This is a genomic window from Methanoculleus formosensis (assembly GCF_025384765.1).
GTDB lineage: Archaea > Halobacteriota > Methanomicrobia > Methanomicrobiales > Methanoculleaceae > Methanoculleus > Methanoculleus formosensis.
Window position 1 is genome coordinate 119,412 of the sequence record NZ_VHLL01000001.1, and the last position, 26,364, is coordinate 145,775.

The 26,364-nt window shown below is 65.2% G+C and carries 28 protein-coding genes and 1 pseudogene; 15 read left to right on the top strand and 14 right to left on the bottom strand.

What is annotated here, in order from left to right:
* Positions 1–37: 37 nt before the first annotated feature.
* The 3 genes from FKB36_RS00680 to FKB36_RS00690 are packed head-to-tail and all read right to left on the bottom strand — an operon-like array spanning position 38 to position 1,636.
* Positions 38–589 (bottom strand): flavodoxin family protein, encoded by a 552-nt coding sequence (locus tag FKB36_RS00680; protein ID WP_261596102.1) that lies wholly within the window; start codon positions 587–589, stop codon positions 38–40.
* Positions 586–1,041, bottom strand: coding sequence for a GIY-YIG nuclease family protein (locus tag FKB36_RS00685; RefSeq protein WP_261596103.1), 456 nt, complete (start codon positions 1,039–1,041; stop codon positions 586–588). Before FKB36_RS00685 ends, FKB36_RS00680 begins: the two co-directional genes overlap by 4 nt.
* Positions 1,034–1,636: an MBL fold metallo-hydrolase gene (locus tag FKB36_RS00690; protein WP_261596104.1), complete on the bottom strand. Its 603-nt coding sequence runs from the start codon at positions 1,634–1,636 to the stop codon at positions 1,034–1,036. Before FKB36_RS00690 ends, FKB36_RS00685 begins: the two co-directional genes overlap by 8 nt.
* 25 nt (positions 1,637–1,661) lie before the next feature.
* On the opposite strand from FKB36_RS00690, the gene thiC reads away from it, so the two are divergent.
* A complete protein-coding gene (gene thiC, locus FKB36_RS00695) occupies positions 1,662–2,951 on the top strand; it encodes a phosphomethylpyrimidine synthase ThiC (RefSeq protein ID WP_261596645.1) in 1,290 nt (429 codons plus the stop codon).
* A gap of 389 nt (positions 2,952–3,340) precedes the next feature.
* Here the strand turns inward: thiC and FKB36_RS00700 are convergent, their stop codons facing one another.
* Together FKB36_RS00700 and purE are read right to left on the bottom strand one after the other, a co-directional pair.
* Positions 3,341–3,742, bottom strand: a complete 402-nt coding sequence (locus tag FKB36_RS00700; protein WP_261596105.1) for an arsenate reductase ArsC — start codon at positions 3,740–3,742, stop codon at positions 3,341–3,343.
* A 70-nt stretch (positions 3,743–3,812) separates the two neighbouring features.
* On the bottom strand, positions 3,813–4,205 hold the full coding sequence (purE, locus tag FKB36_RS00705) for a 5-(carboxyamino)imidazole ribonucleotide mutase (protein WP_261596106.1): 393 nt from the start codon (positions 4,203–4,205) through the stop codon (positions 3,813–3,815).
* A gap of 134 nt (positions 4,206–4,339) precedes the next feature.
* Here purE and FKB36_RS00710 point away from each other — a divergent pair, with 134 nt between their 5' ends.
* Genes FKB36_RS00710 through FKB36_RS00725 form a run of 4 tightly spaced genes read left to right on the top strand, consistent with a single transcriptional unit; the run spans position 4,340 to position 7,521 of the window.
* On the top strand, positions 4,340–5,470 hold the full coding sequence (locus tag FKB36_RS00710; RefSeq protein ID WP_261596107.1) for a pyridoxal-phosphate-dependent aminotransferase family protein: 1,131 nt from the start codon (positions 4,340–4,342) through the stop codon (positions 5,468–5,470).
* Positions 5,467–5,928: a riboflavin synthase gene (ribC, locus tag FKB36_RS00715; RefSeq protein WP_261596108.1), complete on the top strand. Its 462-nt coding sequence runs from the start codon at positions 5,467–5,469 to the stop codon at positions 5,926–5,928. The genes FKB36_RS00710 and ribC overlap by 4 nt, the downstream gene beginning before the upstream one ends.
* Positions 5,929–5,986: 58 nt before the next feature.
* A complete protein-coding gene (ribH, locus tag FKB36_RS00720) occupies positions 5,987–6,394 on the top strand; it encodes a 6,7-dimethyl-8-ribityllumazine synthase (RefSeq protein ID WP_261596109.1) in 408 nt (135 codons plus the stop codon).
* Positions 6,391–7,521 carry a pyridoxal phosphate-dependent aminotransferase gene (locus tag FKB36_RS00725; protein ID WP_261596110.1) on the top strand — a complete coding sequence of 377 codons (1,131 nt, stop codon included), beginning with the start codon at positions 6,391–6,393 and terminating at the stop codon, positions 7,519–7,521. Before ribH ends, FKB36_RS00725 begins: the two co-directional genes overlap by 4 nt.
* Here the strand turns inward: FKB36_RS00725 and FKB36_RS00730 are convergent.
* Positions 7,518–9,212, bottom strand: coding sequence for a tetratricopeptide repeat protein (locus FKB36_RS00730; protein ID WP_261596111.1), 1,695 nt, complete (start codon positions 9,210–9,212; stop codon positions 7,518–7,520). The two genes, FKB36_RS00725 and FKB36_RS00730, sit on opposite strands and share 4 nt — an antisense overlap.
* A gap of 197 nt (positions 9,213–9,409) precedes the next feature.
* On the opposite strand from FKB36_RS00730, the gene radC reads away from it, so the two are divergent.
* The 5 genes from radC (at position 9,410) to FKB36_RS00755 (ending at position 13,852) form a co-directional block, all read left to right on the top strand.
* Entirely contained in the window at positions 9,410–10,081 is a 672-nt protein-coding gene (gene radC / locus FKB36_RS00735) for a RadC family protein (protein WP_261596112.1), read from the top strand.
* Positions 10,082–10,232: 151 nt separating this feature from the next.
* Positions 10,233–10,889 carry a YIP1 family protein gene (locus tag FKB36_RS00740; protein WP_261596113.1) on the top strand — a complete coding sequence of 219 codons (657 nt, stop codon included), beginning with the start codon at positions 10,233–10,235 and terminating at the stop codon, positions 10,887–10,889.
* Between the two features lies 1 nt (position 10,890).
* Positions 10,891–12,033 (top strand): COG1361 S-layer family protein, encoded by a 1,143-nt coding sequence (locus tag FKB36_RS00745; protein ID WP_261596114.1) that lies wholly within the window; start codon positions 10,891–10,893, stop codon positions 12,031–12,033.
* 5 nt (positions 12,034–12,038) lie between these two features.
* On the top strand, positions 12,039–12,710 hold the full coding sequence (locus tag FKB36_RS00750; RefSeq protein WP_261596646.1) for an ABC transporter ATP-binding protein: 672 nt from the start codon (positions 12,039–12,041) through the stop codon (positions 12,708–12,710).
* Positions 12,707–13,852, top strand: coding sequence for an ABC transporter permease (locus FKB36_RS00755; protein WP_261596115.1), 1,146 nt, complete (start codon positions 12,707–12,709; stop codon positions 13,850–13,852). The genes FKB36_RS00750 and FKB36_RS00755 overlap by 4 nt, the downstream gene beginning before the upstream one ends.
* Positions 13,853–13,858: 6 nt before the next feature.
* Here FKB36_RS00755 and FKB36_RS00760 read toward each other — a convergent pair whose 3' ends face one another.
* The 4 genes from FKB36_RS00760 to FKB36_RS00775 form a co-directional block, all read right to left on the bottom strand.
* On the bottom strand, positions 13,859–14,125 hold the full coding sequence (locus FKB36_RS00760) for a hypothetical protein (RefSeq protein ID WP_261596116.1): 267 nt from the start codon (positions 14,123–14,125) through the stop codon (positions 13,859–13,861).
* Positions 14,118–14,795 (bottom strand): DUF2953 domain-containing protein, encoded by a 678-nt coding sequence (locus FKB36_RS00765; protein ID WP_261596117.1) that lies wholly within the window; start codon positions 14,793–14,795, stop codon positions 14,118–14,120. Before FKB36_RS00765 ends, FKB36_RS00760 begins: the two co-directional genes overlap by 8 nt.
* A gap of 21 nt (positions 14,796–14,816) precedes the next feature.
* Entirely contained in the window at positions 14,817–15,254 is a 438-nt protein-coding gene (locus tag FKB36_RS00770) for a spore germination protein GerW family protein (RefSeq protein ID WP_261596118.1), read from the bottom strand.
* A gap of 68 nt (positions 15,255–15,322) precedes the next feature.
* Positions 15,323–15,898, bottom strand: a complete 576-nt coding sequence (locus tag FKB36_RS00775; RefSeq protein WP_261596119.1) for a metal-dependent hydrolase — start codon at positions 15,896–15,898, stop codon at positions 15,323–15,325.
* A 141-nt stretch (positions 15,899–16,039) separates the two neighbouring features.
* On the opposite strand from FKB36_RS00775, the gene FKB36_RS00780 reads away from it, so the two are divergent.
* Positions 16,040–17,398 carry a TrpB-like pyridoxal phosphate-dependent enzyme gene (locus FKB36_RS00780; RefSeq protein WP_261596120.1) on the top strand — a complete coding sequence of 453 codons (1,359 nt, stop codon included), beginning with the start codon at positions 16,040–16,042 and terminating at the stop codon, positions 17,396–17,398.
* Positions 17,398–18,498, top strand: a complete 1,101-nt coding sequence (locus tag FKB36_RS00785) for an ATP-NAD kinase family protein (protein ID WP_261596121.1) — start codon at positions 17,398–17,400, stop codon at positions 18,496–18,498. Before FKB36_RS00780 ends, FKB36_RS00785 begins: the two co-directional genes overlap by 1 nt.
* A gap of 723 nt (positions 18,499–19,221) precedes the next feature.
* Here FKB36_RS00785 and FKB36_RS00790 read toward each other — a convergent pair.
* A pseudogene (locus FKB36_RS00790) lies at positions 19,222–20,112 on the bottom strand (Na/Pi cotransporter family protein); the annotation flags it as partial.
* A gap of 119 nt (positions 20,113–20,231) precedes the next feature.
* Here FKB36_RS00790 and FKB36_RS00795 point away from each other — a divergent pair.
* Positions 20,232–20,897, top strand: coding sequence for a cytochrome c biogenesis CcdA family protein (locus FKB36_RS00795; RefSeq protein WP_261596122.1), 666 nt, complete (start codon positions 20,232–20,234; stop codon positions 20,895–20,897).
* 168 nt (positions 20,898–21,065) lie between these two features.
* Here FKB36_RS00795 and FKB36_RS00800 read toward each other — a convergent pair whose 3' ends face one another.
* The 3 genes from FKB36_RS00800 to FKB36_RS00810 all read right to left on the bottom strand — a co-directional run bounded on the left by FKB36_RS00800 (position 21,066) and on the right by FKB36_RS00810 (position 23,135).
* Positions 21,066–21,431, bottom strand: a complete 366-nt coding sequence (locus tag FKB36_RS00800) for a hypothetical protein (protein WP_261596123.1) — start codon at positions 21,429–21,431, stop codon at positions 21,066–21,068.
* A gap of 59 nt (positions 21,432–21,490) precedes the next feature.
* Positions 21,491–22,054 carry a hypothetical protein gene (locus tag FKB36_RS00805; RefSeq protein ID WP_261596124.1) on the bottom strand — a complete coding sequence of 188 codons (564 nt, stop codon included), beginning with the start codon at positions 22,052–22,054 and terminating at the stop codon, positions 21,491–21,493.
* Between the two features lie 523 nt (positions 22,055–22,577).
* Positions 22,578–23,135, bottom strand: coding sequence for a YIP1 family protein (locus FKB36_RS00810; RefSeq protein ID WP_261596125.1), 558 nt, complete (start codon positions 23,133–23,135; stop codon positions 22,578–22,580).
* A gap of 257 nt (positions 23,136–23,392) precedes the next feature.
* Between FKB36_RS00810 and FKB36_RS00815 the strand changes: the two genes are divergently transcribed.
* Both FKB36_RS00815 and lon read left to right on the top strand, forming a co-directional pair.
* Positions 23,393–23,812 carry a MarR family winged helix-turn-helix transcriptional regulator gene (locus FKB36_RS00815; RefSeq protein WP_261596126.1) on the top strand — a complete coding sequence of 140 codons (420 nt, stop codon included), beginning with the start codon at positions 23,393–23,395 and terminating at the stop codon, positions 23,810–23,812.
* 56 nt (positions 23,813–23,868) lie between these two features.
* Positions 23,869–26,244: an endopeptidase La gene (gene lon / locus FKB36_RS00820; protein ID WP_261596127.1), complete on the top strand. Its 2,376-nt coding sequence runs from the start codon at positions 23,869–23,871 to the stop codon at positions 26,242–26,244.
* Positions 26,245–26,364 lie beyond the last annotated feature (120 nt).

Sequence of the window (26,364 nt, forward strand, 5' to 3'; positions counted from 1 at the left end):
TCCCTGAGACATCCCGCTCGCGATGGCCGGGAACTCCTCAGTCCTCGGGCCGGAGGTACCTGACGATCGTATCCGCGACTCCTGCCGCCTTCTTCATCGCCCGTTCGTCTTTCAGGACGTCTCCCGGCGCATAGCCCCTGCCGCAGACGTAGCCGAGGTACGAGAACTCGTGGGCGTTCAGGAACCCCTCCATCGTCTCGAGGGAGCGCTCGCCTCCCCGGTCGGCATAGACGGCGACGGCCACCGCACTGCGGCCCGCCAGTCGTCTATCGTGGAAGAGGGAGTAGGTCCGGTCGATCAGGTTCTTCGCCTGGCCGTTGATGTCGTAGTAGTAGGTCGGGGCGCCGAGGACGAGGACCTCGCAATCGATCATCTTCTGCGCCACGTTACCCCAGTCGTCGTCCTCTGTCACGCACCACTTTGCATCCCGGCAGGCCTCGCACCCGGTGCAGGGCCTGATATCCATATCGGCGAGCGAGAGAAACTCGGTCTCGATGCCCGCCTCCCGCACCCGATCGAGGATGGTGGTGACGAGAGCCGCGGTATTGCCGTTTTTGCGCATACTTCCGGAGATACCGAGAACGTTCATACCCTATGCTCGCTCCCCTCGTTCTTGATTCTTGTGATCCGGGCATCGAGATCAAGTCCCCGGAACGCCGCGACGATCTCGGTGACCGGGTCGCCGGGACGGTAGAAGAGGTGGGAGGGGCAGGCGCAGTCGCTGCACCCGAACCCCGGGACAGAGGGGCCGGCGACGGACCGGGCGAGGTCGCACTCGCAGTCCCGGTCGGTAGCGGCGGTGACGACGGCGGCGGGGAAGAAGTGGGGGTCGAGGAGGAGGTAGTCGATGTGCCACCGGGGCGGGCGGTCGCGGCGGAGGGCGAGCCGCAGGTGCCGTTCTACCCGGGCAAGGCCGCCGCTCCCCCGGGCGGAGCCCACGTAGACGTGGCTACCGGCAGAAAACTCCCGCTCCCCGAGGGCACCGATCCGGACGGTGCAGCCGGTGTTCTCGAGGACGAGGGCGTAGATCCCCCTATCCATAGAACCGGAGCGCCTCTTGTGCGGCCGCGATATGCCTCCCGCCGCCGCGGAGGACGGGTTCGCCGTGGCCGGGGTAGAGTCCCTCGACGTCGAGGGCGGTGAGGCGTTCGATGGATGCCGCGAGCGCCGTCCTGTCGCCGCCGGGGAAGTCGTAGCGCCCGAAGGATCCCTCGGTGAAGACGGTGTCCCCCGAGAAGAGGATCTTCGCTGTCTCGGCGTAGAGGCAGATCCCGCCCGGCGTATGCCCGGGGGTGTGGATGACGCGGAGGTTCCCGACCCGGTCGCCGTCGTGGAGGACGACGTCGGGGACGACCCCGGGTGGCCTGGCCCCGAAATGCATGGAGAGGCTCCGGGCGTCGTCGGTGAGGCCGCCCGCGTCCGCCTCGTGGATGCAGATCCTCGCGTCGCCGCAGAGCCGGGCTATCTCTCTCACGTGGGCGATGTGGTCGTAGTGGGCGTGGGTGATGACGATCTCCTCGATCGCTGCGACATACGGCTCCACCGCCATCGGGAGAACGCCCGCGTCGATAAGGACGTTTTCGTAAACGAACGAGTTGGCATAGACCGTGTTGCTCGCGATCCACCGGACTGGCATGCAGACTAATATGGCTTCCGGGCAAATGGTTCTTATGCATACCCTGATCTCCGCGTGCCTGCGCGGTGTCCCCCCCGAGGTGGAGGCGATCGCCCGGGAGGAGGATCTCGCCTCCCACGCCGCCGCCCGGGCGGTCGCCCGCGGGCGTATCGTTATTCCAGCAAACCCCGTGCGGCCGCACCGGCTCTGCGCCATCGGGGAGGGCTGCAGGGTTCGGGTCAACGTGAACGTCGGGACGTCGGGAGCCCGGTGCGACGAGGACCTCGAGATCGAGAAGGCGGGTGCCGCTCTCCGGGAGGGTGCGGACGCGCTGATGGACCTCTCGACCGGTGGCGATCTCGTCCGCATCCGGCGCCGAATCCTCGCTCTCGACACAACGGTCGGCACCGTCCCGGTCTACGAGGCGGTCCGGCGGGCGGGGAGTGCGGCGGACGTCGACGCCGATCTCCTCTTTAAGGTGATCCGGGAGCACTGCCGGCAGGGCGTGGACTTCCTGACGCTGCACTGCGGCGTGAACCGCGACGCTCTCGCATCGCTTCAGGCCGACCCCCGGACGATGGGCGTCGTCAGCAGGGGCGGGGCGTTTCACGTCGCGATGATGGCCGCGACCGGCGAGGAGAACCCGCTGTATGCCGAGTACGACTACCTGCTCGAGATCCTCGCCGAACACGACGTCGTCGTCAGCCTCGGCGACGGAATGCGGCCGGGCGCGCTCGTGGACGCCGGCCGTCTCGCGAAGTCGACCGAGTACCTGACGCTCGGCCACCTCGCAAAGCGGGCGCTCGCCGCCGGGGTGCAGCGGATGATCGAGGGGCCGGGGCACATCCCGGCCGACCAGATCGGCTACAACGTCCGGATGATCAAGGAACTGACCGACGGCGCTCCGCTCTACCTGCTCGGGCCGCTCGTGACCGACGTGGCGCCGGGCTACGACCACGTCGTGGGGGCGATCGGCGGCGCGATCGCCTGCATGAACGGCGCCGACTTCCTCTGCATGGTCTCGCCGGCCGAGCACCTGGCGCTGCCGGACGTCCGCGACATCGTGGAGGGGACGCGGGTGGCGAGGATCGCGGCGCACGTCGGGAGCCTCTCCCGCGCCGCCGCACACACGAAGAACCGTGAGATCCGGATGGCGGAGGCGCGCCGGGCGCTCGACTGGGAGAAGCAGTTCGAGGCGGCGCTCGCGCCCGACGAGGCCCGGCGGATCCACGAGCGCGACGGCGATCTTGAGACGTGCTCGATGTGCGGCGACCTCTGCGCCGTGAAGATGGTGCGGGATATCCTCCCGGCCCCGGACGAACGGATGGAGCGGTAGAAGGGGTGACCCTTCAGAACTTCTCTCTCTGATTCTTGTGCATAGAGCCCCAAAATCCCCTATCCTTAATATTGTGGAGTTTCCATGCAATTTACGAGCAAACCAGCTCTGTATTCTACACCTGCAGTAGAACAACTCTGACTATTAGACATACCCGTCGTCCACGGCTTTCCACGGATATCGCATTTTGGGGTGGCGGCTCGCGGGGAGGGGGGATGCTCCCCCCTATGGCGATACCCCCACGGTCCACCGCACCGGGCTTTTCGTTCGTCTAAGTTGTTCGGTGGTCGAACCTGAGGATCTCCAGCCATCCCACCTCCGACCAGCCATTGCGCGCAGAACCGCACCACAGTCCGAACCCCGCGAATGTTGGATGGGCCCCGCTCACTTCACTCGAACCGCCCGTCGATCCAGGCGGCTATCGCGTCGCGGCTCTGCCGGTAGGCCGCAAGCACCTTATCCAGGGTTCCGGTGGCCCGGCCCGGGTCCGGGAAGTCGACGTGGAGCGTCTCCTTCGTCCAGGGAAACATCGGGCAGACGCCTCCGGCACAGAGCGCGATGACGGAGTCCATCTCCTTCCCGTCGAAGAGAGCGAGATCCTTTGCCCGCTGCTTCGAGATGTCTATCCCGATCTCGTCCATCACCCGTACTGCGAGGGGATCGAGCGCGGTCGCGGCGATCCCGGCCGAGCAGGCCTCGTAGCGGTCGCCGTAGCGGGCGCGGAGGTAGCCCTCCGCCATCTGGGTCCTGGCGGCGTTGTTCGTGCCGATGAAGAGCACTCTCTGCTTCATGCCTCCCCCTGTACGTCCCGGTGAAAAAAGGTTACCCGCCCCCCTCCGGGCGGCGCGTTCTATCGCTCGTTCAGGCGCGCCCTGCCTCGAGGATCCGGACCGCGAGGAGCGCTGCGTTCACGCCGTTGTCCACACCGACGCAGGCGACCGGGACGCCCTTCGGCATCTGGACGATCGAGAGGAGGGCGTCGAGGCCCATCAGCGTCCCGCTCACCGGAACGCCGATCACCGGGCGCTTCGTCTTCGAGGCGATCACTCCCGGGAGAGCCGCCGAGAGCCCGGCGATCGCTATGAAGACCCGTGCATCGCTCGCCTTCACGTACTCGTCCAGCCGCTCGGGGTCGCGGTGCGCCGAGATCACGGCGGAGTCGCAGGACACGCCGTGCTCTTTTAAGGTCTCGAAGACTTTCTCCGCGACGGGGCTGTCCGAGGCGGAACCGCAGATAACCGTGACGTCTGCCATATCCAGATTCAGTTGTGCCCCGACCCTTTTTCACCCTGTCGGTATTGCACGGTGGTGAGGTTGATATGAGACCACATCCAAGTTCCTTGAGGAACAGCGTCTGTCCTCGACGAAACAATACGGACTGATATCTCATGGAACAAGAACCACTCCTGATGATCCCCGGCCCCGTGCCCATCCCGCAGCGGGTACGCGCCGCCATGACGCGGCAGGCCATCAACCACCGCGGCCCCGAGTTCGGCGCCGCGTATGCAGAGACTGTCCGGACCTTAAAGACCCTCTTTGGCACCGCAAACGAACTCTACATCATCAGCGGCTCCGGGAGCGCCGGCATGGAGGCCGGCATCGCGAACTTCGCGCGGGATAAACGAATCGTCTCGCTCGTAAACGGCAAGTTCGGCGACCGTTTCGCAAAGATTGCAGAGCGTTACGGCACCGTCACCGTCCTCGACTCCGAGTGGGGGACCCCGCTCGATCTCGAGCGCCTGGAGCGGGAACTCGAGGCCGGGGCCGAGGTCGTCACGATGGTCCACAACGAGACGAGCGCCGGGATCAAGAACCCCGCACCCGAGGTGGGGAGACTCGCCCGGAAGCACGACGCGCTCTTCATCATGGACGGGGTCACCTCCATCGGGGGCGACGACGTCCGGATGGATGAATGGGGCGTCGATATCGCCGTCGTCGGATCGCAGAAGTGCCTCGCGGCTCCCGCGGGCCTTGCTGCCATCGCTGTTGGCGACCGCGCCTGGGACCGGATCTCGGAGAAGCGGCCGTTCTATCTCGACATGGCCGCCTACCGAAAGAGCGGCAGGGGCACCCCGATGGAGACCCCCTACACCCCGGCGGTCCCGCTCTTCCTCGCGCTCCATGAGGCCTGCACGATCATCGATGAGGAAGGCGTTCCTGCCCGGATCGCCCGCCACCGCAGGATGGCCGACGCCGTCCGCGCCGCGGCGGAGGCCTGGGGCGTCGACCTCTTCCCGACGCTCGACGAACACCACGCCTACTCGAACACCGCGACCGCCCTGCGGATCCCCGATGGTCTCACCGACAAGGACCTCCGGGGGACCGTCAAGAAGTTCGGGATCGAGATCGCCGGCGGCCAGGACCACCTGAAGGGCAAGATCTTCCGGATCGGCACCATGGGCGGGGTCGGGGCGCAGGAGATCCTCGCCACCCTCGCGGCCGTCCAGTTCACCCTCAAGAAATCCGGCGTTGCGGCCGACGACGGGGTGGAGGCAGCTGCCGGGGTGCTCCTCGGATGAAGATCGGGATCGCCGACACGACGTTTGCCCGGATCGACATGGGCCGGATCGCCACCGAAGAGATCCGCAAGCACGCGAGCGTGGGGATCGAGCGTTATGTCGTCCCCGGCATCAAGGATCTCCCGGTGGCCTGCAAGAAGCTGATCGAGGAGCGGGGATGCGACCTCGTGATGGCGCTCGGGATGCCCGGCGGGGCGGCGAAGGACAAGGTCTGCGCCCACGAGGCCTCGCAGGGCCTCATCCTCTGCCAGCTGATGACCAACCGGCACATCATCGAGGTCTTCGTCCACGAGGACGAGGCAAAGGACGCAAAGGAGCTTGCCTGGCTGATGGAGCAGCGGACGAGGGAGCACGCGGTGAACGCCGTCCGGCTCGCCCTCCGCCCGAAGGACCTCGAGAAGCTCGCCGGAACCGGCCAGCGGCAGGGGTTCGAGGACGTCGGGCCTGCACGCCCCTGACGCAAAAAGTGAGGATTATCAACAACCGGTGCGAGTAGTACCACAGGAAGGATGACAAATGACGATAAACCTTGGATTCGTCGTCGCGGAGTTCAACCGCGACATCACCTATATGATGGAGATTGAGGCCCGGGAGCACGCCCGCTTCCTCGACGCGGAGGTCACCGATACGATCTACGTCCCCGGCGCCTACGACATGCCGCTTGCGATCAAGAAGATGCTCACTGGGGGGAAGGTCGACGCGGTCGTCACCATCGGCTGCGTGATCGAGGGCGCGACCCAGCACGACGAGATCGTCGTCCAGCACGCGGCGCGTAAGATCATCGACCTCTCCCTTGAGTTCGGCAAGCCCGTTGCCCTCGGGATCTCGGGGCCGGGGATGACCCGGATGGAAGCGACCGAGCGTATCGACTACGCGAAGCGCGCCGTCGAATCGGCCGTGAAGATGGTCCAGCGGTTGGAATGAGGCCCCTCTCGGAGAAGGTTGCGGCCATCGCTCCTTCTGCGACGATCGAGATATCGAACGCCGCAAAGCGGATGGCACAGGAAGGCCTCGACGTCATCAGCCTCTCCATCGGCGAGCCGGACTTCGATACCCCCGGCCACATCACGGATGCCTGCATCGGCGCCCTCCACCGGGGCGAGACGCATTACGCCCCGAGCGCCGGGATACCCGCCCTGACGTCCGCGATAGCGGAGAAGATCACCCGGGAGAACGGCTTTGCCGCAGAGCAGGACGAGGTTATCGTCACCTGCGGGGCGAAAGACGCCATATACGAGGCGATGGAGGCTGTCCTGAACCCGGGCGACGAGGTGCTCATCCTCGATCCGGCGTGGGTGTCGTACGAGCCCTGCGTTCAGCTCGCAGGCGCCGTCGCCCGGCATCACGCGCTCTCGCTCAAGACCTTCCAGGTCGACGACACCCTTCTTGAGGCCGTCGGCCCCCGGACGAAGATGATCGTGGTCAACTCCCCCTCGAACCCCTCCGGCGCGGTGCTGGATGGGGACTCGCTCGAGCTCATCGCCGATATCTGCCGCGACCACGACCTCTACGCGCTCTCCGATGAGATCTACGAGAAACTGGTCTACGGGAAGGAGCACGTCTCCCTCGCCTCGCTCGACGGCATGGCCGAGCGGACGATCACGATCAACGGGTTCTCGAAGGCCTACGCGATGACCGGGTGGCGGATCGGCTACGCGGTCGCTCCGCGGCCGATCTTGCGGCAGATGGAGAAGGTGCAGCAGCACACCATATCGCACCCGACGACGTTTGCGATGTTCGGCGCCCTCGCCGCGATCGAGGGTCCCCAGGATTGCGTGGAGGCGATGCGCCGTGAGTTCGAGCGCCGGCGCGACTACCTCGTCCCGGCGTTACGCGGCCTCGGCTACGCCACTGCTCCGGCCGACGGCGCTTTCTACGCCTACGTGCAGGTCGACGGCGACGATATGGCGGTCGCCAGGTCCTGGCTCCGGGACATCCACGTAGCGGTCACCCCGGGAACCGCGTTTCACACCCCGGGCTGGCTCCGCCTCTCCTACGCGACCTCGATGAAGAACCTCGAGGAAGCGGTCGAACGGATCGCGCGAGTCTAAGATCTTATCTTTTTTCCCGGGCTCCGTTCTCCCTTCCGCTTCCACTCCGGCAGCCGTTGCAGCCTCTCGTAGTATTTGACCGCCTCGGCGTGGCGATCGAGGTTGATGAGGGCCACCGCCTTGCCGTTGAGCGCTTCGGCATCGTCGGGGTTGATGGCGAGAACCCGGTCGTAGCAACCGAGCGCCTCGTCGCTACGGTCCAGGAGCACGAGAGCGTTCCCCTTCGTCGTCCAGGCCCCAACCCTCGCGGGATCGATCTCGAGCGCGTGCGTATAACAGGTGACGGCCTCGCTGTACCGCCCGAGGACAAAGAGCGCGAGGCCTTTATTGTACCAGGCGTCTGTGTTCTCCGGGTGTATCCGGAGTTCCCGGTCGTAGCAGACGAGCGCCTTGTCGTAGTGCGACAGAACGGAGAGGACGCTCGCTTTGTTGTTCCAGACCCGCTGGTTCTCCGGGTCGATCTCGAGCGCCCGCTCGTAGCAGACGAGCGCCTCTTCATAGTGCTCGAGCTGGTAGAGTGCGTTGCCGTAGTTGTTCCAGGCGATGGCGTTCTCGGGGTGTGCCCTGACCGCGGAGCGGTAGCACTCGATCGCCGCCTCGCAGTCCCCGAGGGCGTAATGGCACTCGCCCCGGTAGTAATCCGCGTCGGCGTGGCCGGGCCGGAGTTTGAGCGCCTGGCCCAGGCACTCTATCGCCTCCCCGTAGCGCTTCAGCGCGAAGTAGAGCAGGCCCTTCTGGTACCAGATCTCCGCATCGACGGCGTTCACCCGGAGCGCGCGGTCGTAGCAGGCGAGCGAGAGGTCGTAGCGCTTCAGTTTCTTCAGCGTCGTGGCCTTCTGATACCAGATGCCGGGGTAATCGGGGTTGATCCGGAACGCCCGCTCGTAGCAGTCGAGCGCCTCTTCATAGCGTTCCAGGTTCTGCAGTGTCCGACCCCGGTTGTACCAGGCCTCGACGTCGTCGGGGCGGAGGGCGAGCGCGCGTTCGAAGCAGGCGAGCGCGAGTTCGTAGCGCTGGAGCGCCGAGAGCGTGCATCCTTTGGTGTACCAGGTATCGGCGTGGTTCGGGTTGATGGCGACGGCCCGGTCGTAGCAGTCGAGCGCGTCCTCGAAACGGGAGAGAAGGGTCTCGATGGTCCCTCTGGCATACCAGGCGTTTGCGTTCTCCGGGTCGAGCGCGACCACCCGATCATAGCACTCGATCGCAGCCTCGTAGCGGCGTTCCGCGGCAAGCGCCGTTCCGCGGGCGAGCCAGGCGTCGATCCGGTCCGGTTCGAGCCCGACCACCCGGTCGTAACACGCGATCGCCTCGGGGGTAAGCCCGATCTTTCGGAGAGCATGGCCCCGGGTGAGCCAGGCACTCGCGGAGTCCGGCGCAAGTTTCACCGCCTGGCCGGAGGATGCGGCCGCCTCGCGGTACTCCTTGATCTCGTACATCGCCTCTCCCCGGGCCTGCCAGAACCGGGGAGAGGCCGGGTCGATCCGGATCGCCTGGTCGAAGCACTCGATCGCTCCACGGTGATCCCGTGCGGCGGTGAGGGCGAGCCCTTTATGGTACCAGGCGGCGCCGGTGCCGGGGCTCTGCTGGATCGCCCGGTCGTAGAACTCGACGGCCCGGTCGTACTGCCCCTGCTCGGCGTATGCCTGTCCTTTCCTGCACAGGGCGTCGGCGCTCTTCCAGGGGAGTTCCATTCGTGAATGATAGTGCAATCGGGTACATATGGGTTTCGATAGAGTTTGAAAGGATATTTCCGGCAGGAAGGGATTTTTCACCTTGTGGGTCTCCCTCCCGGGATCTGAGTCCGCCGGATGCGCCGGATAGATTGGTAATGTATACATGCTCCGGGATCCAAACCGGGGATGAGGTAACCCGATCGGGCCGGACGAAGATGAGAAAGAAGATGCGCGACACCCCAGACCGCGATCGCCCACGCGAGAGGCTGGCGGCACGCGGACCGCAGGCGCTCACCAACGCCGAACTGATCGCTCTTCTCATCGGGCGCGGCACGAAGGGACGGGACGTCTGGCAGGTCTCGGGCGACGTCGAACGCTGCCTGAAGGAGGCTAAAGGCTGCCCCTCCTATGACGATCTCCTCGAGATAGACGGCATCGGCTCGGCGAAAGCCTGCGAGATCATGGCCTGCTTCGAACTTGGACGGCGGTATCTCGAGGGAGACGGGGTCTCCGGGCACCGGATCGCCTCTCCCGCCGACGTGCTCCCGCTGGTCGCCGAGTGGCGGGACAAAAAGCAGGAGTACTTCATCTGCATCACCTTAAACGGTGCCGGCGAGGTGATCGAGCGCCGGGTGGTCACCGTCGGTATCCTGAACCAGAGCCTCGTCCACCCCCGGGAAGTCTTTTCCGAGGCGATCACCGACCGCGCGGCCTCGGTCATCCTGGTTCACAACCATCCTTCGGGCACTCTTGATCCCTCCACCCAGGACATCGGCATTACCCGGCAGCTCGTCGAAGGCGGGTCGATCCTCGGCATCCGGGTGCTCGACCATATCATCGTCACGAAGAAGGGCTACGTGAGCCTGAAAGAGCTCGGGCACCTGTAACGGCGGGGAAGAACCGCCCGCTCACCCCGGCATACCGCGCCTGTTCCCCGGAGGATCCCCAGAATCCGGTGAATATATTTGCATCCAGCATCACGCCCCTGAAAAAAATATATCCCCTCTCATGGGTCAAGAGTATAGGAGGCGTAACTTAATGGATACTGGATTTCTCCGGGTGTTGCTCGATCCCGGACGATTTTTTGAGGCGCGCATGCAGGAAGAGCCGAGCCTGAAGGTGCCGGCGCTGATCGCGATCGTCATCGGGCTGATCGGTGCGGTATCGACCATACCGATGACGGATCTCACCATGGCTATGCTTCCCGCGGAGATGCAGGGCCTCGGGCTGCTCATGACGGTCATCTCCGCCGGCGTCGCCTTCATCGGCGGATTCCTCGCGTGGGCCATCTACGGCGTTGTCTTCCACATCGTCTCGCTGATCTTCAAAGGCCAGGGCAGCCTCGAGCGGACGATGGAGTTCACCGGCTACGGGCTCCTTCCCCAGATCTTCGGGGGCATCATCGGGACGTATTTCTCCTACCGGCTCCTCTCGGGCCTGAGCATCCCCTCCATGACCAGCCCCGAACAGATGGTGGAGTTCTCGGAGAACCTGGTGGCCGTCCTCACGACCAGCCCCCTCGCCCAGATCGCCGGGCTCGTGAGCATCCTCTTCCTCGTCTGGAGCGCCAATATATGGATCTTCGGCATGAAGCACGCGCGGGGCCTCTCCACACGGGACGCGGTTCTCACCGTCGGGATTCCCATGGGGCTCTATATCCTCTATATGCTCATCACACTTACCGGATGGCTGTAACATGAAACCACTCAACGTTTTGATCATATCACTCCTCTGTGCCGCGATGGCGTTCACCGTACCGGCCAGCGCCGGTCCTGCGGACATCGCCGTTGTCTCCTCGTCGCTCGACCCTTCGGTCCTGATGAAGGGGGACACCGGGACGCTGACGGTGACGATCCAGAACACCGGTGCCGAGACCGTGGCCATCCGGAGCGCCCGGCTCTACGGCAGCGGGGTCGTCCCCCTGAGCGAGCCCTACCCCTCGGTCGGGGAGATCGGCACCGGGAACAGCAAGACGTTCACCTTCTCCGTCCGTGCGGACGGTGGCGAGGGGACGTTCTACCCGACGTTCGTGCTCGACTTCCGTGACGGCGGCGGCAGCCTCCGCTACCCGGTCCCGATCCAGGTCGTGGACACACCGCTCAGCGCGTCGGTGATCCAGAAGCCGGACGCCTTCGCCGAGTCCCGGACGGCCGATATCACCGTCCGGGTGGGCAACCCGCGCCCGAACGCCGCCTCCGGCGTCCAGGTGATCCCGCAGGGGAGCGGCTTTACCGTCACCCCGACCGGCGGATTCATCGGGGCGCTCGCTCCCGACGCGTCCGGGACGGTCACCTTCAACCTGACCCCGACCGCGGAGACGGACGTCACATTCCAGGTGGTCTGGCGCAACGGGATCAACACCCACACTGCGGATCTCGTGCTGCCGGTCGCGTTCGGCGAGGACAAGAAGCAGGCCGACCCCGTCATCACCAACGTCGAGGTCACGCCGATCGCCGGGGGCTACCGGATCGTGGGCGATGTTATGAACGCCGGCCTCGAGTCCGCCCGGTCGGTCATCATCTCTCCGGGCGCTCCCGCGACGGCGATCGATCCCTTCCGGGTCTACGTCGTCGGGACGCTCGATCCGGACGATATCTCGTCGTTCGAGGTGACATTCCGGGCCGACGCGAACACGACCGAGATCCCGGTCGTCGTCGAGTACCGGGACAACGACGGGAACCGCTACACCGCGTCGACCCCGATCGGGCTCGGCGGCATGACGGCCGCCCCGATCGAAGGGTCGGAGGACGGCGGGTTCCCGGTCGCCGGGCTCCTCGTCGTGGTGCTCGTCGCACTCGGGGTCGCCGGAGCGATCTACTACTCGTGGAAGCGGGCGTAACGACGATGCCGGTCATCAGTTTCGAGAACGTGAGAAAGGTCTACCCCCTCCCGGCGGGCGACGTCGTGGCTCTCGCCGGCGTCGATATCGCCATCGATGAGGGAGAGTTCGTCCTGATCATGGGCCCTTCGGGGTCGGGGAAATCGACGCTCCTGAATATCATGGGCTCGCTCGACGTCCCGACCTCGGGAGAGGTCACCATCGCCGGCAACAAGATCAGCGGGATGGACGACGACGACCTGACCCTTCTGCGGCGCGACCATATCGGGTTCGTCTTCCAGCAGTTCAACCTGATCCCGCTCCTCTCTATCGTCGAGAACGTCGAGTATCCCCTGATCCTGAAGGGCCGGCAGAACGGCACCCGGGAGCGGGCAGAGGAAGTCCTCAGGGCGGTCGGGATCACCGAGACCCACTTCACCCACAAGCCGGGCGAGCTCTCCGGCGGGCAGCAACAACGGGTCGCGATCGCGAGAGCGCTCGTCAACGACCCCGACTTCCTCCTCTGCGACGAACCGACCGGGAACCTGGACTCGAAGACCGGCACCGCCATCATGACCCTCCTCGACCGGATGAACCGCGAGGAGGGCAAGACCGTCGTCATGGTCACCCACGACCCCCGGATGACCGAATACGCCGACCGGACGATCCGGCTCGTCGACGGGAAGGTGGTGGAGTGACGTTCTTCGACCTCGCCCGCCGCAACGTCACCCGCCACTGGCTCCGGTCGTCCCTTGCGGTCATCGGGATCGTCATCGGCGTCATCGCTATCGCCTCTCTCGGGATCATGGGCAACAGCATCGGCCTTATGTTCGACGATATGGTCAGCGACGTCGGCGACACCGTCATCGTCTCCCCGGCGACGGGCGTGGGCGGCGGCAAACTCACCGAGCGGCAGGTCTCCGATATCGCCCGGGCGGTCGGGTCGAACGACGTCATACCCTTCTCCAGCACCGGCGAAAGGATAGCCGTGGGCGATAAGGAGAGCGCCGCGATGATCTACGCCATCCCCGCCGGGGACATCCCCTCTCTGCTCGAAGTGGAGTCGGGGAGCTACCCGAAGGATACGGGCGGCGGGTGCCTGATCGGGAGCGAGCTTGCCGCGAACAGCAGGGAGAACGGCCTGAAACTCGGTGCCCGGGTCAGGATCGGCGACGAGACCCTCCGGGTGGTGGGCGTGCTCAAGGAGCGGGGGATGGGGTTCGACATCAACCCCGACTACGCCATCGTCGTCCCTTACGCGTGGTATTCGAGCCACTACGACGAAGACGACTACGACCAGGCGATCGTGAAGGTCAGGGACGTCAACAACATCGACGCGGTCAAGGAGTCGATCGAGCAGAAGATGAACCGGCGGGAGGATACCGTCACCGTCATGGATACCCGGGCGATCCTCGAGAGCGTCTTTGCGGCCACCGAGTCGATCACGGTCTTCCTCGCGGGAATCGGCGCGATATCGCTCCTCGTCGCCGGGGTCTCGATCCTGAACGTGATGCTGATGTCGGTGACCGAGCGGATCAAGGAGATCGGCGTTCTCCGGAGCATCGGCACCCGCCGGGGCGAGGTGATGCGGATGTTCATCTACGAGGCGCTGATCCTCGGCCTTGCGGGCGCTCTCATAGGAGGGGCGCTCAGTTTCTGCACCGGGTATCTGGTGACGGCGGTCTTCGTCCAGAACCCCGATTACCTCTTCGATCCGACGAGTCTCCTCTACATCGTCTTCGGGATGCTCTTCGGCGTCATCACGAGCGTGGCATCCGGTCTCTACCCGGCCTGGAAGGCGGCGAACCTGAACCCGATCCAGGCGCTGCGCCACGAGTGACCGTCTTCAACCCATACTCTTCTCTTTTTCCCGCTCGATATCGCCACGGAGGCTCTCGATCTTCTCCCCGGCCTTCGTGGGGGCGCCCGGGAGAAGGGCGAGGTACTCGTTCTCCCCTTCGGTGACGAGGAGCGCAACGGGCGTCAGGCTGACCATGGCACTCCCCCCGCCGTAGACCACAAGCGCGCTGATGATCGGGATGATGCACCGGTCGCCCGCCCTGCGGCCGCCGCCGACGACGAGGCCGGGGCCGCCGCTCTCCTTCTCACGCACCGGGAGCACCCCTTCCTGATACCTGGCGGAGCCGCTGCCGGACAGGTTTCTGCCAGAGAGCCCTTGCGACCGCGACCAGGATCAGGAGCGGCCGGCGGATCTGCATCTTGAGCGTGAAGGTGCCCGCAAAGATCCTCTCGTTAAAGACTGGGGTCATCACGAAGTCGATCGCCTCCACCGGCCAGAGGGCGTAGCGGGCGGCGGTGCAGTAGCCGTAGATGATGCCGGTGTCGGCGGGGCTGTCGAGGCCGAGGGTGACGTTGCCCCGGAGCGTCTCGAGGTGGAGTGACCGGTAGACGGCCTCGAGGATCCCCCGGAGGTGAGGCCAGAGGTCGCCGGCGGCCTCGATGTAGTCGCCGGGCGAGAGCGCCGGGCCCCGTTCTTCTCTCTCTTTCTCCTCTTCCGACGGCTCTGCTGCCGCGATCTCTTCAAGGTCCCGGGTTACGACCGTCCGGCCGGCGAGGAGGACCTCAAGCACCCCCACGCCGTCTCCGACCCGGACCCTCCCTCCCACGATGCCCCAGGCTATGGTTGCCGTCGCCCGGGCGCTCTCCCGGCTGCAGTCGGCGACCGTCGAGACGGTCACCGGGACCAGGTAGAGGGCCAGCAGGAGAGCGAGGATGAGGACGGCGACGGCGAGCGGGATCAAGAAAAGAACGGTCGCGGCCATAGAGTGGAGGGTAAGAGTGCCTTACGCCTCTCCTTCGCCGCCGACCGGGATCTCCTTTCCTTCGGCCCCGGGCGTTTTGCCGCCCATGCGCTGCTGCATCATCTCGGAGCCCTTATCGAGCACCTTCTCGACATGCGGGCCGACCGTCTCCCCGATCGTCGCGATCACCTCGGCCATCTGGCTCTTCTTCTTCAGCGAGACCACCTGGATGCCCTCGGGGCCACTGACACCCCGGGTGATGATGATCAGGGCGACGGCCGTTATGCCGCCGCCGCCGCCGGTCGCGGCCCCGCCGTGCGGGACACCTTCTTTGTGCCCTCCTGTACCTTCTCCGCCGCCGAATCCGAACCCGAACTCTGCGACCGGTATGATAACCCGCTCGCCGGCCTCGATCGGGGCACCGAGGACGGCACTCGCGCAGAGTGTTCGTGCAAGCTGATCGACGGTTAGCCGGAGCATCGATTCACCAGTCAAACTATTCACCACAGGTATTCCACTATCCGGCCACGTATATAAGGGTTGGGATTTTACGGCGGTAGGAACCGCCAGCCCATAGCCAGCGCGGCGAGGACGGCAAGGCCGAGTGCCGGAGAGATCGAGGTCTTCGCGAGCCGTTTGAGAACGGCCGCGAGTTCGCGCCGGTAGATGTAGGCGAACAGCCCTGCTATCAGGAAGAAGAAGAGCCATTCGCTCGGCTGGGCGAGCTCCCGGAGAACCGACTCCCAGAAATAATCCTCCGGGTAGCCGTGGTTCGGGAGCGGGCCGAGGAACGGCCAGACCCACTCGACGGGGTGGCGCCACATCCCGTCGAAGAACTGGTGGCTCGCTATCCCGGCGGCGAGAGCGAAGAATTCGATCCGCCGTCGGTAGTAGTAGAGGAGGAGGCCGGCAGCGAGGATCAGGAAGAGGATGGTGAGGCCGTGGAAGTAGATCCTGCCGTAGCCCACGGTTCCGGCGAGGACGATGTGCCCGAGCGGCTTGTCGATCAGGTCGGGGAGGACGGCGCCGAACACGGCGAGCGCGAGAACCCGCCGGTCGCCTGCGATCGCCGCGAGCACGACGCCTATGAGGAGACCGATCATGGCGTGGGCGAGGAGGTACATCGCCAGTTAGTGGCGGAGCGGGCATATACCCTTTTTCCCGTAAGGATCGGGCAGGGACGGGGCCGGTGCGGTACCAGCATGATTGTGGTGGATCAACATTGTTGAATAATGTATATATGTGTTCAGCATATACCATGATCTATGCAGACGAAGATCCTCCTTGACGAGGGAGAGATGCCGAAACGGTGGTACAACATCCAGGCGGACCTCCCGACACCCATGGACCCGCCCCTCCACCCGGCGACCGGGAAACCGATGGTCCCGGATGACCTCCGCCACATCTTCCCGATGGAGCTGATCCGGCAGGAGATGAGCACCGAGCGCCACATCGATATCCCCGGTGAAGTCCGGGATATCCTCACCCTCTGGAGGCCGAGCCCCCTCTACCGGGCGAGAAGGCTTGAAGCGGCCTTGAAGACCCCGGCAAAGATCTACTACAAGTGGGAGGGCGTGAGCCCGCCGGGCTCGCACAAGCCCAACTCCGCCATCCCCCAGGCCTACTACAACCGGGAGGCGGGGATCGAGCGGCTGGCGACCGAGACCGGGGCGGGGCAGTGGGGGTCGTCGCTCGCGTTTGCTACGGGCCTCTTCGATATGGAGTGCACCGTCTACATGGTCCGGAGTTCCTACGACCAGAAACCCTACAGGAAGAGCATGATGCAGGTCTACGGCGCCGAGTGCATCCCGAGCCCGTCGAACAAGACCCGGTCAGGCCAGGCCGTCCTCGCCCGCGACCCGGATACGCCGGGCTCCCTCGGCATCGCCATATCCGAGGCCGTCGAGGATGCGGCCGCCCACGATAACACCAACTACGCGCTCGGCTCCGTCCTCAACCACGTCTGCCTCCACCAGACGATCATCGGCCAGGAGGCACGGGAGCAGCTCGCGATGGTGGAGACCTACCCCGATGTCATCATCGGGTGCGTCGGCGGCGGCACCAACTTTGCCGGGCTCACCTTCCCGTTCGCCGGCGATAAGATGACCGGGAAGCATCCCGAGACCGAAATCGTCGCGGTGGAGCCCGCTGCCTGCCCGACCCTGACGAAGGGGCTCTACGCCTACGACTTCGGGGACGTCGCGGGGCTGACCCCGATGATGCGGATGTTCACCCTCGGCCACGACTTCGTCCCGCCGGCGATCCACGCCGGAGGGCTCCGATACCACGGAATGTCGCCGCTCGTCTCCCGGCTCGCCCGCGACGGGGTGGTCCGGCCGGTCGCCTACCGGCAGAACGAGGTCTTCGAGGCCGCCGTGCTCTTCGCCCGGACGGAAGGGATCATCGTCGCGCCCGAGGCCGCCCACGCGGTGAAGGCCGCGATCGACGAGGCCCTCCGGTGCCGGGAGACCGGGGACGCGAAGACAATCCTCTTCAACAACTCCGGGCACGGCAACTTCGACTTCTCCTCCTACGAGGCCTACTTTGGTGGGAGGCTCGTCGACTACGAGTACCCGGTCGAGCTGATCAAGGAGTCGCTCGCCCGGCTGCCGGCGACGGGGTAATGCGGACCGTCGGCTTCCTCGTCAACCCCATCGCCGGGATGGGCGGCGCCGTGGGGCTTTCCGGGACGGACGGCGGGGTGGAGGAGGCGGTTCGCCGGGGTGCGGTCCCGCACGCCGCGGTTCGCGCAGCCCGGACCCTCTCCCTCCTCCGGGACGAGGATATCGCGTGGTGCACCTGTGCATCCCCGATGGGGGAGGACGTCCTTACCGGTGCCGGGATCGACTCCTACACCGTTCTCTACCGGCCCACCGTCCCGACGGGTGCGGCCGACACAACAGCCGCGTGCCGGGTGTTCCTCGCGGCCGGGGTGGATCTCATCGTCTTCTGCGGCGGGGACGGGACGGCCCGGGACGTCTTTGACGCCGTCGGCGGGGAGGTCCCCATCCTCGGCATCCCCGCCGGGGTGAAGATGTACTCGGCGGTCTTCGCGGTCAACCCGGCAGCGGCGGCCGACCTCGTCCGCCGGGCGGGCGATATCCCCTGCCGCGACTCAGAGGTGATGGACGTCGACGAGGAGGCATACCGCTCGGGCAGGCTCACCGCCCGACTCTACGGGTATGCCTGCGTCCCCTTCGTTCCGGAGCGAATTCAGGGAGGAAAACAGGTCTTCGAGCAGCAGGACGAGGAGCGGGCGAAAGACGATATCGCCGCGTTCATCACCGAGATCATGCTCCCGGAGACCCTCTATATCATCGGCGCCGGGAGCACGACGGCACGGGTCATGGAGCGGCTCGGTCTTGCCCCGACGCTCCTCGGGGTCGATGCCGTCGTGAACGCTGAGATCGTCGCCTCGAACGCCGACGAGCGGACGCTCCTCGCCCTCCTCGACGAACACCCGCGGGCGAAGATCGTCGTGAGCCCCATCGGCGCCCAGGGCTTCGTCCTCGGGCGGGGGAACCAGCAGATCAGCCCCGCGGTCCTCCGGAAGGCCGGGTTATCGAACCTGATCGTGGTCGCCACGCCCGCCAAACTCGCCGGGACGCCCCTCCTGTACGTCGATTCCGGGGACGCGGCGCTCGACCGGGAGGTCGGGGACTCGATGCTGGTCGTCTCCGGCTACCGGATGGCGCAGCGGAAGCGGGTCGTCCACTCGGAGTAACGCCGCCTCGGTCGCCTTCTCGCGCGAATACTGCTCGGCAAGTTTCCTGAGGTCCCGCACCTTGGCGTTCGCCGCCTCGATGATGGAGAGGACCTCAAGGTAGCGGCTGTCTCCGAGGTTGCCCTCCCTCTTGAGGTTGACGAGCTGCTTGCGGTAGTGCTCGTTGATGGCACGCTGGAGTATGATGTCGCGGGCACGGAGTTCCGCGACGGTTGTCTCCTGGATCTCGGGGAAGAGGAGGCCGAGCCCGACGATGTTATCGTCGAGGATCCAGTAGACGCCCTGTATCTCCTGCGCGAGAACAGCCCGGGTGTCGTCCCCGTCCCGGGCCGTTCTCCGGAAGAAATTTCCGAGATCTCCCCCGAGATAGCCGAGCCGCCCGATCTCGTTCGACATCCTCACCAGGGAGACCACCTCGGTCGCCTCCTGGTCCGAGAGCGACCGTGCGGAGATTGTCCGGAGGGCCTGCTCGATCCTTCGATCAAGGTGACTGTTCAGGCTCTTGAGTCGCTCGACCATCTGGTAGTCCGCCTCCTTTGCCGTGGCGAGGTAGGTCATTGCCGCCCGGAAGAGGTCGAGCGTGACCTCGTGGGCATGTTTGAGCTCGCTCTTGATCTGTTCGAACCCGAGGTGCGTCTCCTCGGGGATGCCGTTCTCGAGATGGCGTGTCCGCATCAGGATCTCGGGTTCGTTCCCGGGCACCAGCCGTTCGACGACCTGCCCGAACCGCCCGATGAAGAGGAGGAAAACCGCCGCCGTGATCAGGTTGAAGGCAAGGTGGGCGTTTGCCACCATCTGCGCCTCGGTCCCGCCGATCGACACCACGAAATCGGTGAACAGGGCGAGGAAGGGGAGGATCAGGAGCACGCCCCCGAGGTTGAAGAGGAAGTGAGCTACCGCCGCCCTCCGGGAGTGGAGGTTCATCCGTGCCGAGGCGATCAGGGTCGTCGTGGTCGAGCCGATGTTTGCGCCGAGCAGGAGCGGGATCGCCTGCGGGAGGGTGAGCAGCCCCTGCTGGGCGAGGATGACGGCGAGCCCGGTCGTTATGGCGCTCGACTGCACCGTGGCCGTCACGAGAAACCCGATCAGGATGGCGAGCGGGAGCGCCGAGTACTCCGTGACAAGCCCGATGAGTTCGGGGTCGTTCTGGAACGGCGTGAGCGCCGTCGAGATGAGATTCAGGCTGAAGAAGACCAGGCCGAAGTAGAAGAGGGGTTTCCCCAGGAACTTGTAGCGCCGCCCAAAGATCCCGACGAGGAACCCGACCGGGATCAGCACCTGCCCGAACGCTGTCATCTTGAAGGCGACGAGCTGGGCGGTGGCGGTCGTCCCGACGTTCGAGCCGATGATGATCCCGAGGCTCTGGATGAACGAGAGCGTCCCGCTGTTGACGAGGTTGACGGTGATGATCGTGGTCGCCGCGCTGGACTGGACAAGCGCGGTGACGGCGGCACCGAGGAGTGCGGCGAGGATCGGCCGCTCCGTCACCCTGCCGAGGATCGCGGCGAAGCTGCCCTTCGCGACCGCGAGGATCTCGCGGGAGAAATTCTCTATGCCGTAGAAGAAGAGGATCAGGCCGGGAACGACGGCGAATAGTATCTCCCAGGGGACCATTGTTGTTCAGTGAGTATGGAGTCTTCGCTCTGAAATACCTCTCTAAATGCATCTCCGGCCGGGGAGGCGGCGATCCCGGAACCACAGGTTTAATTCCGGCTGCGGTCGAACCTCTTCTGATGGCACCCTTCGACCCCTCGGTCCTCGGGATCTTCGTCTTCGGCCTCGTCGCCGGGATCTGCCCCTGCAACAGCGTCCTCTGTCTCGGGTTGATCGGCTACCTGACGAGTGGGAAGACCGATCTCTCGCTCGCCGGGATCCTCAGGCTGACCGTGGCGTTCTCGCTCGGCACCATCCTCGTCCTCCTGCCGCTCGGGGCGGTCGCGGGCTACATTGGGGGATACCTCCTCTTCCTCGACGAGACGATCGCGTGGGGGATCGGCGGGGTGCTGATGATCCTGATGGGGCTGCAGCTCCTCCACGTCTACAAGCCGCCGATCCGGAGCATCTTCAACCGCTTCCGGGCGCCCGTCTCCTACACCGTTACGGGGGCGTTCCTCCTCGGCCTCTCGTTCGGGGCGATCACCGTGGGGCGCGGGGCGCCGATGCTCCTCGTCGTCCTGACCTACATCGCGCTCTACCAGACGGTGCTCGAAGGCCTCTTCACGATATTCGTCTACGCCGTGGGGCTCGCGATCCCCCTCATCGTCATCAGCTCGGTCGGGGGTGCGGTCGGGAAGAAGATCAAGGAGAAGGCGAGGGTGAGCGGCGAGGTCTTCGATCGGGTTATGGGCGTCGCGATCGTCCTGATCGGGGTCTACTTCCTCTACCTGGCCTTTTTCTAATTCAGTTCATCGGGCCTGCCGGCTGCACTGAGAGGCGAGCGCGAGGAGCATGATGCCGAGCAGCGGGAGCCCAACGTAGACGTAGGCCGCTCCGGCGAACTCATAGAGCGACGGCGAGTCGACCCGGATATTCGCCGGGAGTGATGGGGCGAGGAAGAGGCCGTATGCTCAGGCCATGCCGAAGAGACTGATGATCCCCGCCTCGATCACGGAGAACCACGCGACCGTCCCCTGCCTGAACGGGAGCGCTCCGAGCAGGAGGACGAGGGCCGCCGGGGCGAGGAGCACGGTCGCGAACAGGCTGATCCCGGAGGACTGCGGCGCCGGGCCGAAGGCGGCGAGTGCCGCAAGAAGCGCCGCGAGCGGCACCGCCGCCCACCACCTGCCGCCCTCCTGCGCCAGAGCGAACGAGAAGAGCGCCGCTCCCGCGAGCGAGACGATGCAGAAGAGGAGGAGCACCGGCGAGAGGTCTGCAGCCCCGTATATGGACCTGCCGGGGTAGGCGAACCGGGCATACACCCCGGTCACGGGCACGGCGATGAAGTATGCCGCGGTGAGGGCGAGGGCGAGCGTTTTTCTCTTCGGGGGCGTATCTATCCCTCCTCTTCAGCGTGCCTCTCTTCCCGAAACCCCGGATCGAAGGCGGCGACCGTCCGAAGAACGATATAGAGGATCGCGGCGATGAGCACGCACTCGAGGTAGAACCCGAAGACCGCGAACCCGGAGAAGAACAGGCGGTAGGCGAGGGTGTCCACCGCGAGCGGCAGGACGCCCATGATGCCGTCGAAGAACCACCCGAAGACCGGCACGCTCTCCGCGAGGAGGGGGGCGGGGCCGCCCGGCCACCGGTCCGGGTTGATCACCAGGGCGGCGACGAACGGGACGGTGGCTGCGATGGCGGCGAGCAACGCCTGCTGCTCTCTCCTGACCGGGACGGCGCCCGGGATGAGCGGGAGCGGCGTCGCGGCCCCCGCGGCCGCGAGGATGACGATCACGAGAACAAAGACGGGGAGGACGGACGACGGCGCCGGTCCCGGTGCCCCGGAGACGCTCACGGCGATACCCGCCCAGACTGTGCATGCCGCGACCGCGACGAGCGGGGGAATGGCCGGCGAGAACCGGCTCCGGGGAAGAGAGGCGACGATCTTACGCGACATATTGCACCGTTCTCGGCACGGTTCAGCTCCCGTGTCCTGTAAACCTGCGGGAAATGTCAACGTTCTTCTATAAACGATTTCTGTCACAATCGTCTACATGTCGCAGGATTTTAGCCGCCATGCGTTCCGGAGCGAACGGCCTTGTTGAACCTGCCTGCTTGCTCCAGATGGCCGCAATCAGGGGTACTCAGGGGCACGGCTTTCCACCGGGTATCGCCATGACTGCCCCCGCCCTGGGGCGGGGGAGGAGGCCGGAGGCCGGGTGGAGTGGGGTCGATGAGGTATGCGGATCTTCGCGCGTAAGAGACAGGGGAGGGGGTCTCCCCCTCCCCGTCAGCCCCACCCCCAATGGCGATAGCCACCACGGTCCACTGCATGAGAACCCGCCCGGGAAAAAGGTCGTCCCAAGGACAAACCAGGCCTGGCACCAGCCTCATCAGGGAAGGGATGAAGATCGGAACAGGGTTTCAACAGAGCCAAGCAAACCGCAACAGGCCGGCACGTGCGATGCAGCCGGCCAGGGTCAGGAGGAGAGCAGGACAAGCACGGGATCGAGGAGCCAGCGATGGAGGTAGTACGTGAGGACCACACCGGTTGCCAGAGCGACGAAGACAGCCCGGTCCTTCGACTTCTCGTGGAATATCCACACGCCGAAGTAGGTCGAGAGGCAGAACCAGGCGAGGAGGAGCAGGCCGGCAAACGGGATCTTCAGGAGGACCGCCCAGGAGAAGAGGATGAGCGGCGAGAGAGCGTAGACCGCCGACTTCATCGTCTGCTCGAACTCGCGGTGGACGTCGACGAAGAGGAGGAAGAAGTGCTCGACGAGGCTGACGGCGAGGAGGGCGACGGCCCCGGTTATCAGGCCCTGGACGAGGACGATCAGGGTGCCGGCTACGATGAACCCGATCCGGTGCAGCCCTTCAATCTCCGCTGCCTCTCCCGTAAGGAGGGGTAACGCCATGAATAGGACCGATGCGACTGCGACGATCGCGAAGTAGAATGTGAGGTCGTCGCGCAGCGGTTTCTCGTTGAGTTTCTGGAAGATCCGCCGGGGGCCGATGATGATTGTTCCTGTCGACATGCTCCTCCGACCGGACGCCGGCATCCGTCCGTCCGGTCGGATCGCCGTTGCACCGTATCAACGAAGAGTTCAACGTTCCGCTATAAACGATTTCTGTCACAATCGTCTACACGTCGGGGCATCCGGACCCATCTCATTCAGGATCCGACCATAACCGGCCGGGCGAAGGAGGCGTGACCCCTGAAGGTGGCTCTCCCGGTGCCGGTCGCCATCACAACCTTTATAGTTAGGTCTACCCAAACTAATGGGTATCAACCATGGCGGCGAGACGTGAGCACCTGTTCGAAGTGTTTGATCGCCTGATCGCCATCAAAAACGAATGTTCCTCCGAGATCATCTCCGAATGCGGCCTCAGCGACGTGACGGTGAAGCAGGTTGCCTACCTGAAAGTCATCGACGGGCACCGCGACATGACGTTCAGCAGGCTCGCCGAGATCACCAGGAACTCAAAACCCACCGTGACGGAGATGGTCGATCGGTTCACCCGGATGGAGTGCGCCTACCGCCAGAAGTGCCCCGACGACGGGCGGGTCACCTACATCCGGTTGACCGAGAAGGGGCGGATGCTGGCAAACGCCGAGCAGAACGCGCTCCACCGGATGATCGAGAGGGTGGTGCGGACGCTCGATGAGAACGAAGTGGATCTCCTTGTGGAGATCCTGAGAAAGGTCGGATGATTTTTTTGGCCGGCCAAATTGTTAGGTAAATGCGAACTAAACAACCCGGAGACATCATGAACTCACCACAACAAGACACCAGCCGAGACTACATCGTCATACCGCTCTCCGAGACCGTGGTCTACCCCGAGACCCGGACGAAACTCCAGGTCGAGACGGCCATCGGGGAGGCGCTGATCGCCGCCATGAAGAGCGACGGATCGGCGTACGCGGTCGGTCTGACCGCAAAGAGCGGGGCGGAGGATCCGGCCGACGCGCTCTATTCGACCGGGAACCTCCTTATGATCGCGCACGTGCAGCCCTCAAACAACGGCTACCTGGTCTTTGCCCACGCAACCCGCCGGGTGAAGGCCGTAACGCTCTCGGAGAGGGACGGGCAGTTCTACGTCGTCCCCGAACCGCTCCCGGACGTGCCGGACCTCGACGAGGGTGATCGGGCGGAGATGCTCAGGCGTGTCAGAGCGGCCGTCCACGAGCTCAGCGGCAACTTCCAGGGCTCCGAGCAGTTCACCCGCCCCGTCGACAGGATGGAGTCCGTCGACCAGATCATGGGGTTCGTCATGCCCTTCCTGCCGATCGGCGTTGCCGAGAAGCAGTCGCTCCTCGAGATTGTCTCCACCCGGGAGCGCTACACCGCGTTCCTCCGGATCCTGGTGAACCTGAACGAGAACATCAACCTCCGGATCGAGGTGGCGCAGAAGGCCACCGAGAAGGTCGGGAAGGCGAACCGCGAGGCGATGCTCCGCGAGCAGATGAAGGTCATCCAGGAGGAGCTCAACGGGAGCGACGACTCTGACGGCGAGGGCGGATACCGGGAGCGGATCGAGCGCTCGACGATGCCCGAGGAGGTGCGCAAGAAAGCGTTCGCCGAACTGAAGAAGCTCGAGACGGGCGGGAGTCAGCACCACGAGAGCCAGGGGATCCGGAACTACCTCGACCTCCTGCTCGTTCTCCCCTGGACGGTCGAGAAGAAGAGCATCGATATCGAGGAGGCCCGCCGGGTGCTGGAGAGCAACCACAACGGCCTGGAGAAGGTCAAGGAGCGGATCGTCCAGCACCTCGCGGTCATGAAACTCAAGGAGGAGAAGCAGGGCTCGATCCTCCTCTTCGCGGGTCCGCCGGGCACGGGGAAGACGAGCCTCGGGCGGAGCATCGCCGACGCGCTCGGCCGGGAGTACGTCCGGATCAGCCTCGGCGGCGTCAAGGACGAGGCGGAGATCCGCGGACACCGGCGGACCTACGTCGGGTCGCTCCCCGGCCGGATCATCCAGGGGATGAAGCGGGCCGGGGCGAAGAACCCGGTCTTCATCCTCGACGAGGTCGACAAGCTCGCCGTCTCCTACGCCGGCGACCCGGCAAGCGCCCTCCTCGAGGTCCTCGACCCCGAGCAGAACAGCACGTTCTCGGACCACTACCTGGAGGTCCCCTACGACCTCTCGGACGTGCTCTTCATCGCGACGGCGAACTCGCTTGCGACGATCCCGGCGCCGCTCCTCGACCGGATGGAGCTCATAGAGATCTCGGGCTACACGAAGAACGAGAAGTTCGCGATAGCAAAAGACCACCTCCTGCCGGAGACCCTGGAGGAGCACGGCCTCGATGCGGAGAGACTCCAGGTCGAGGATGAGGCACTCGCCGCGATCATCGACCGCTACACCCGGGAGGCAGGTGTCCGGACGCTCAAGAAGCAGCTTGCCCGGATCGCCCGGCATGTCTCGGCGAAAGTGGTCTCCGGGACGGTCGACCTGCCGGTCGTCGTGACTCCGGAGATGCTCCCGGAGATCCTGGGCAGAGAGACCGTCCGGCCGGACGTGGCGCGGAAGGAGAACCCGCCCGGCGTGGTGACGGGCCTCGCCTGGACACCGGTCGGCGGGGACATCCTCTTCATCGAGGGGACGTTCATGCCCGGCAAGGGGAAGCTCACCCTGACCGGCCAGCTCGGCGACGTGATGAAGGAGTCGGCCCAGATCTCCCTCAGCCTGATCCGCTCGCGGCTCGCGGTCATCGCGACCGGGTTTGACTTCTTCGCAAGCGACATCCACATCCACGTGCCGGCGGGAGCGACCCCGAAGGACGGGCCGTCTGCGGGCGTGACTCTCTTTACGGCCCTCGCCTCCCTGGTCACGGGGAGAACGGTCGACCCGACGGTCGCGATGACCGGGGAAGTGACCCTCTCCGGCGCCGTGCTCCCGGTCGGCGGGATCAAGGAGAAGGTGCTTGCGGCGCACCGGGCCGGGATCAGGACGGTCATCCTCCCGCGGGAGAACGAGCGGGATCTCGAAGATGTGCCCGAGGACGCCCGGAACGAACTCACGTTCGTGACCGTGGAGACGATCGAGGACCTCCTCCGGGAGGCGCTCGGGATAGAACTCCACAGACCCGTTGTGCCGTATGCGGGGAAGAACCGGTGCGTCCCCGCGCACAACTTCTGAATACTCTTTTTTCTCTCCCCTGCCTCCGTTTCCTCCCCCGCGCCTCTTCAGGGAGCAGATAGGCTCGAAGTGCCCGGGGAGTAGAGGATCGTGACAGAAAACCCTTATAGAGGTACGTCG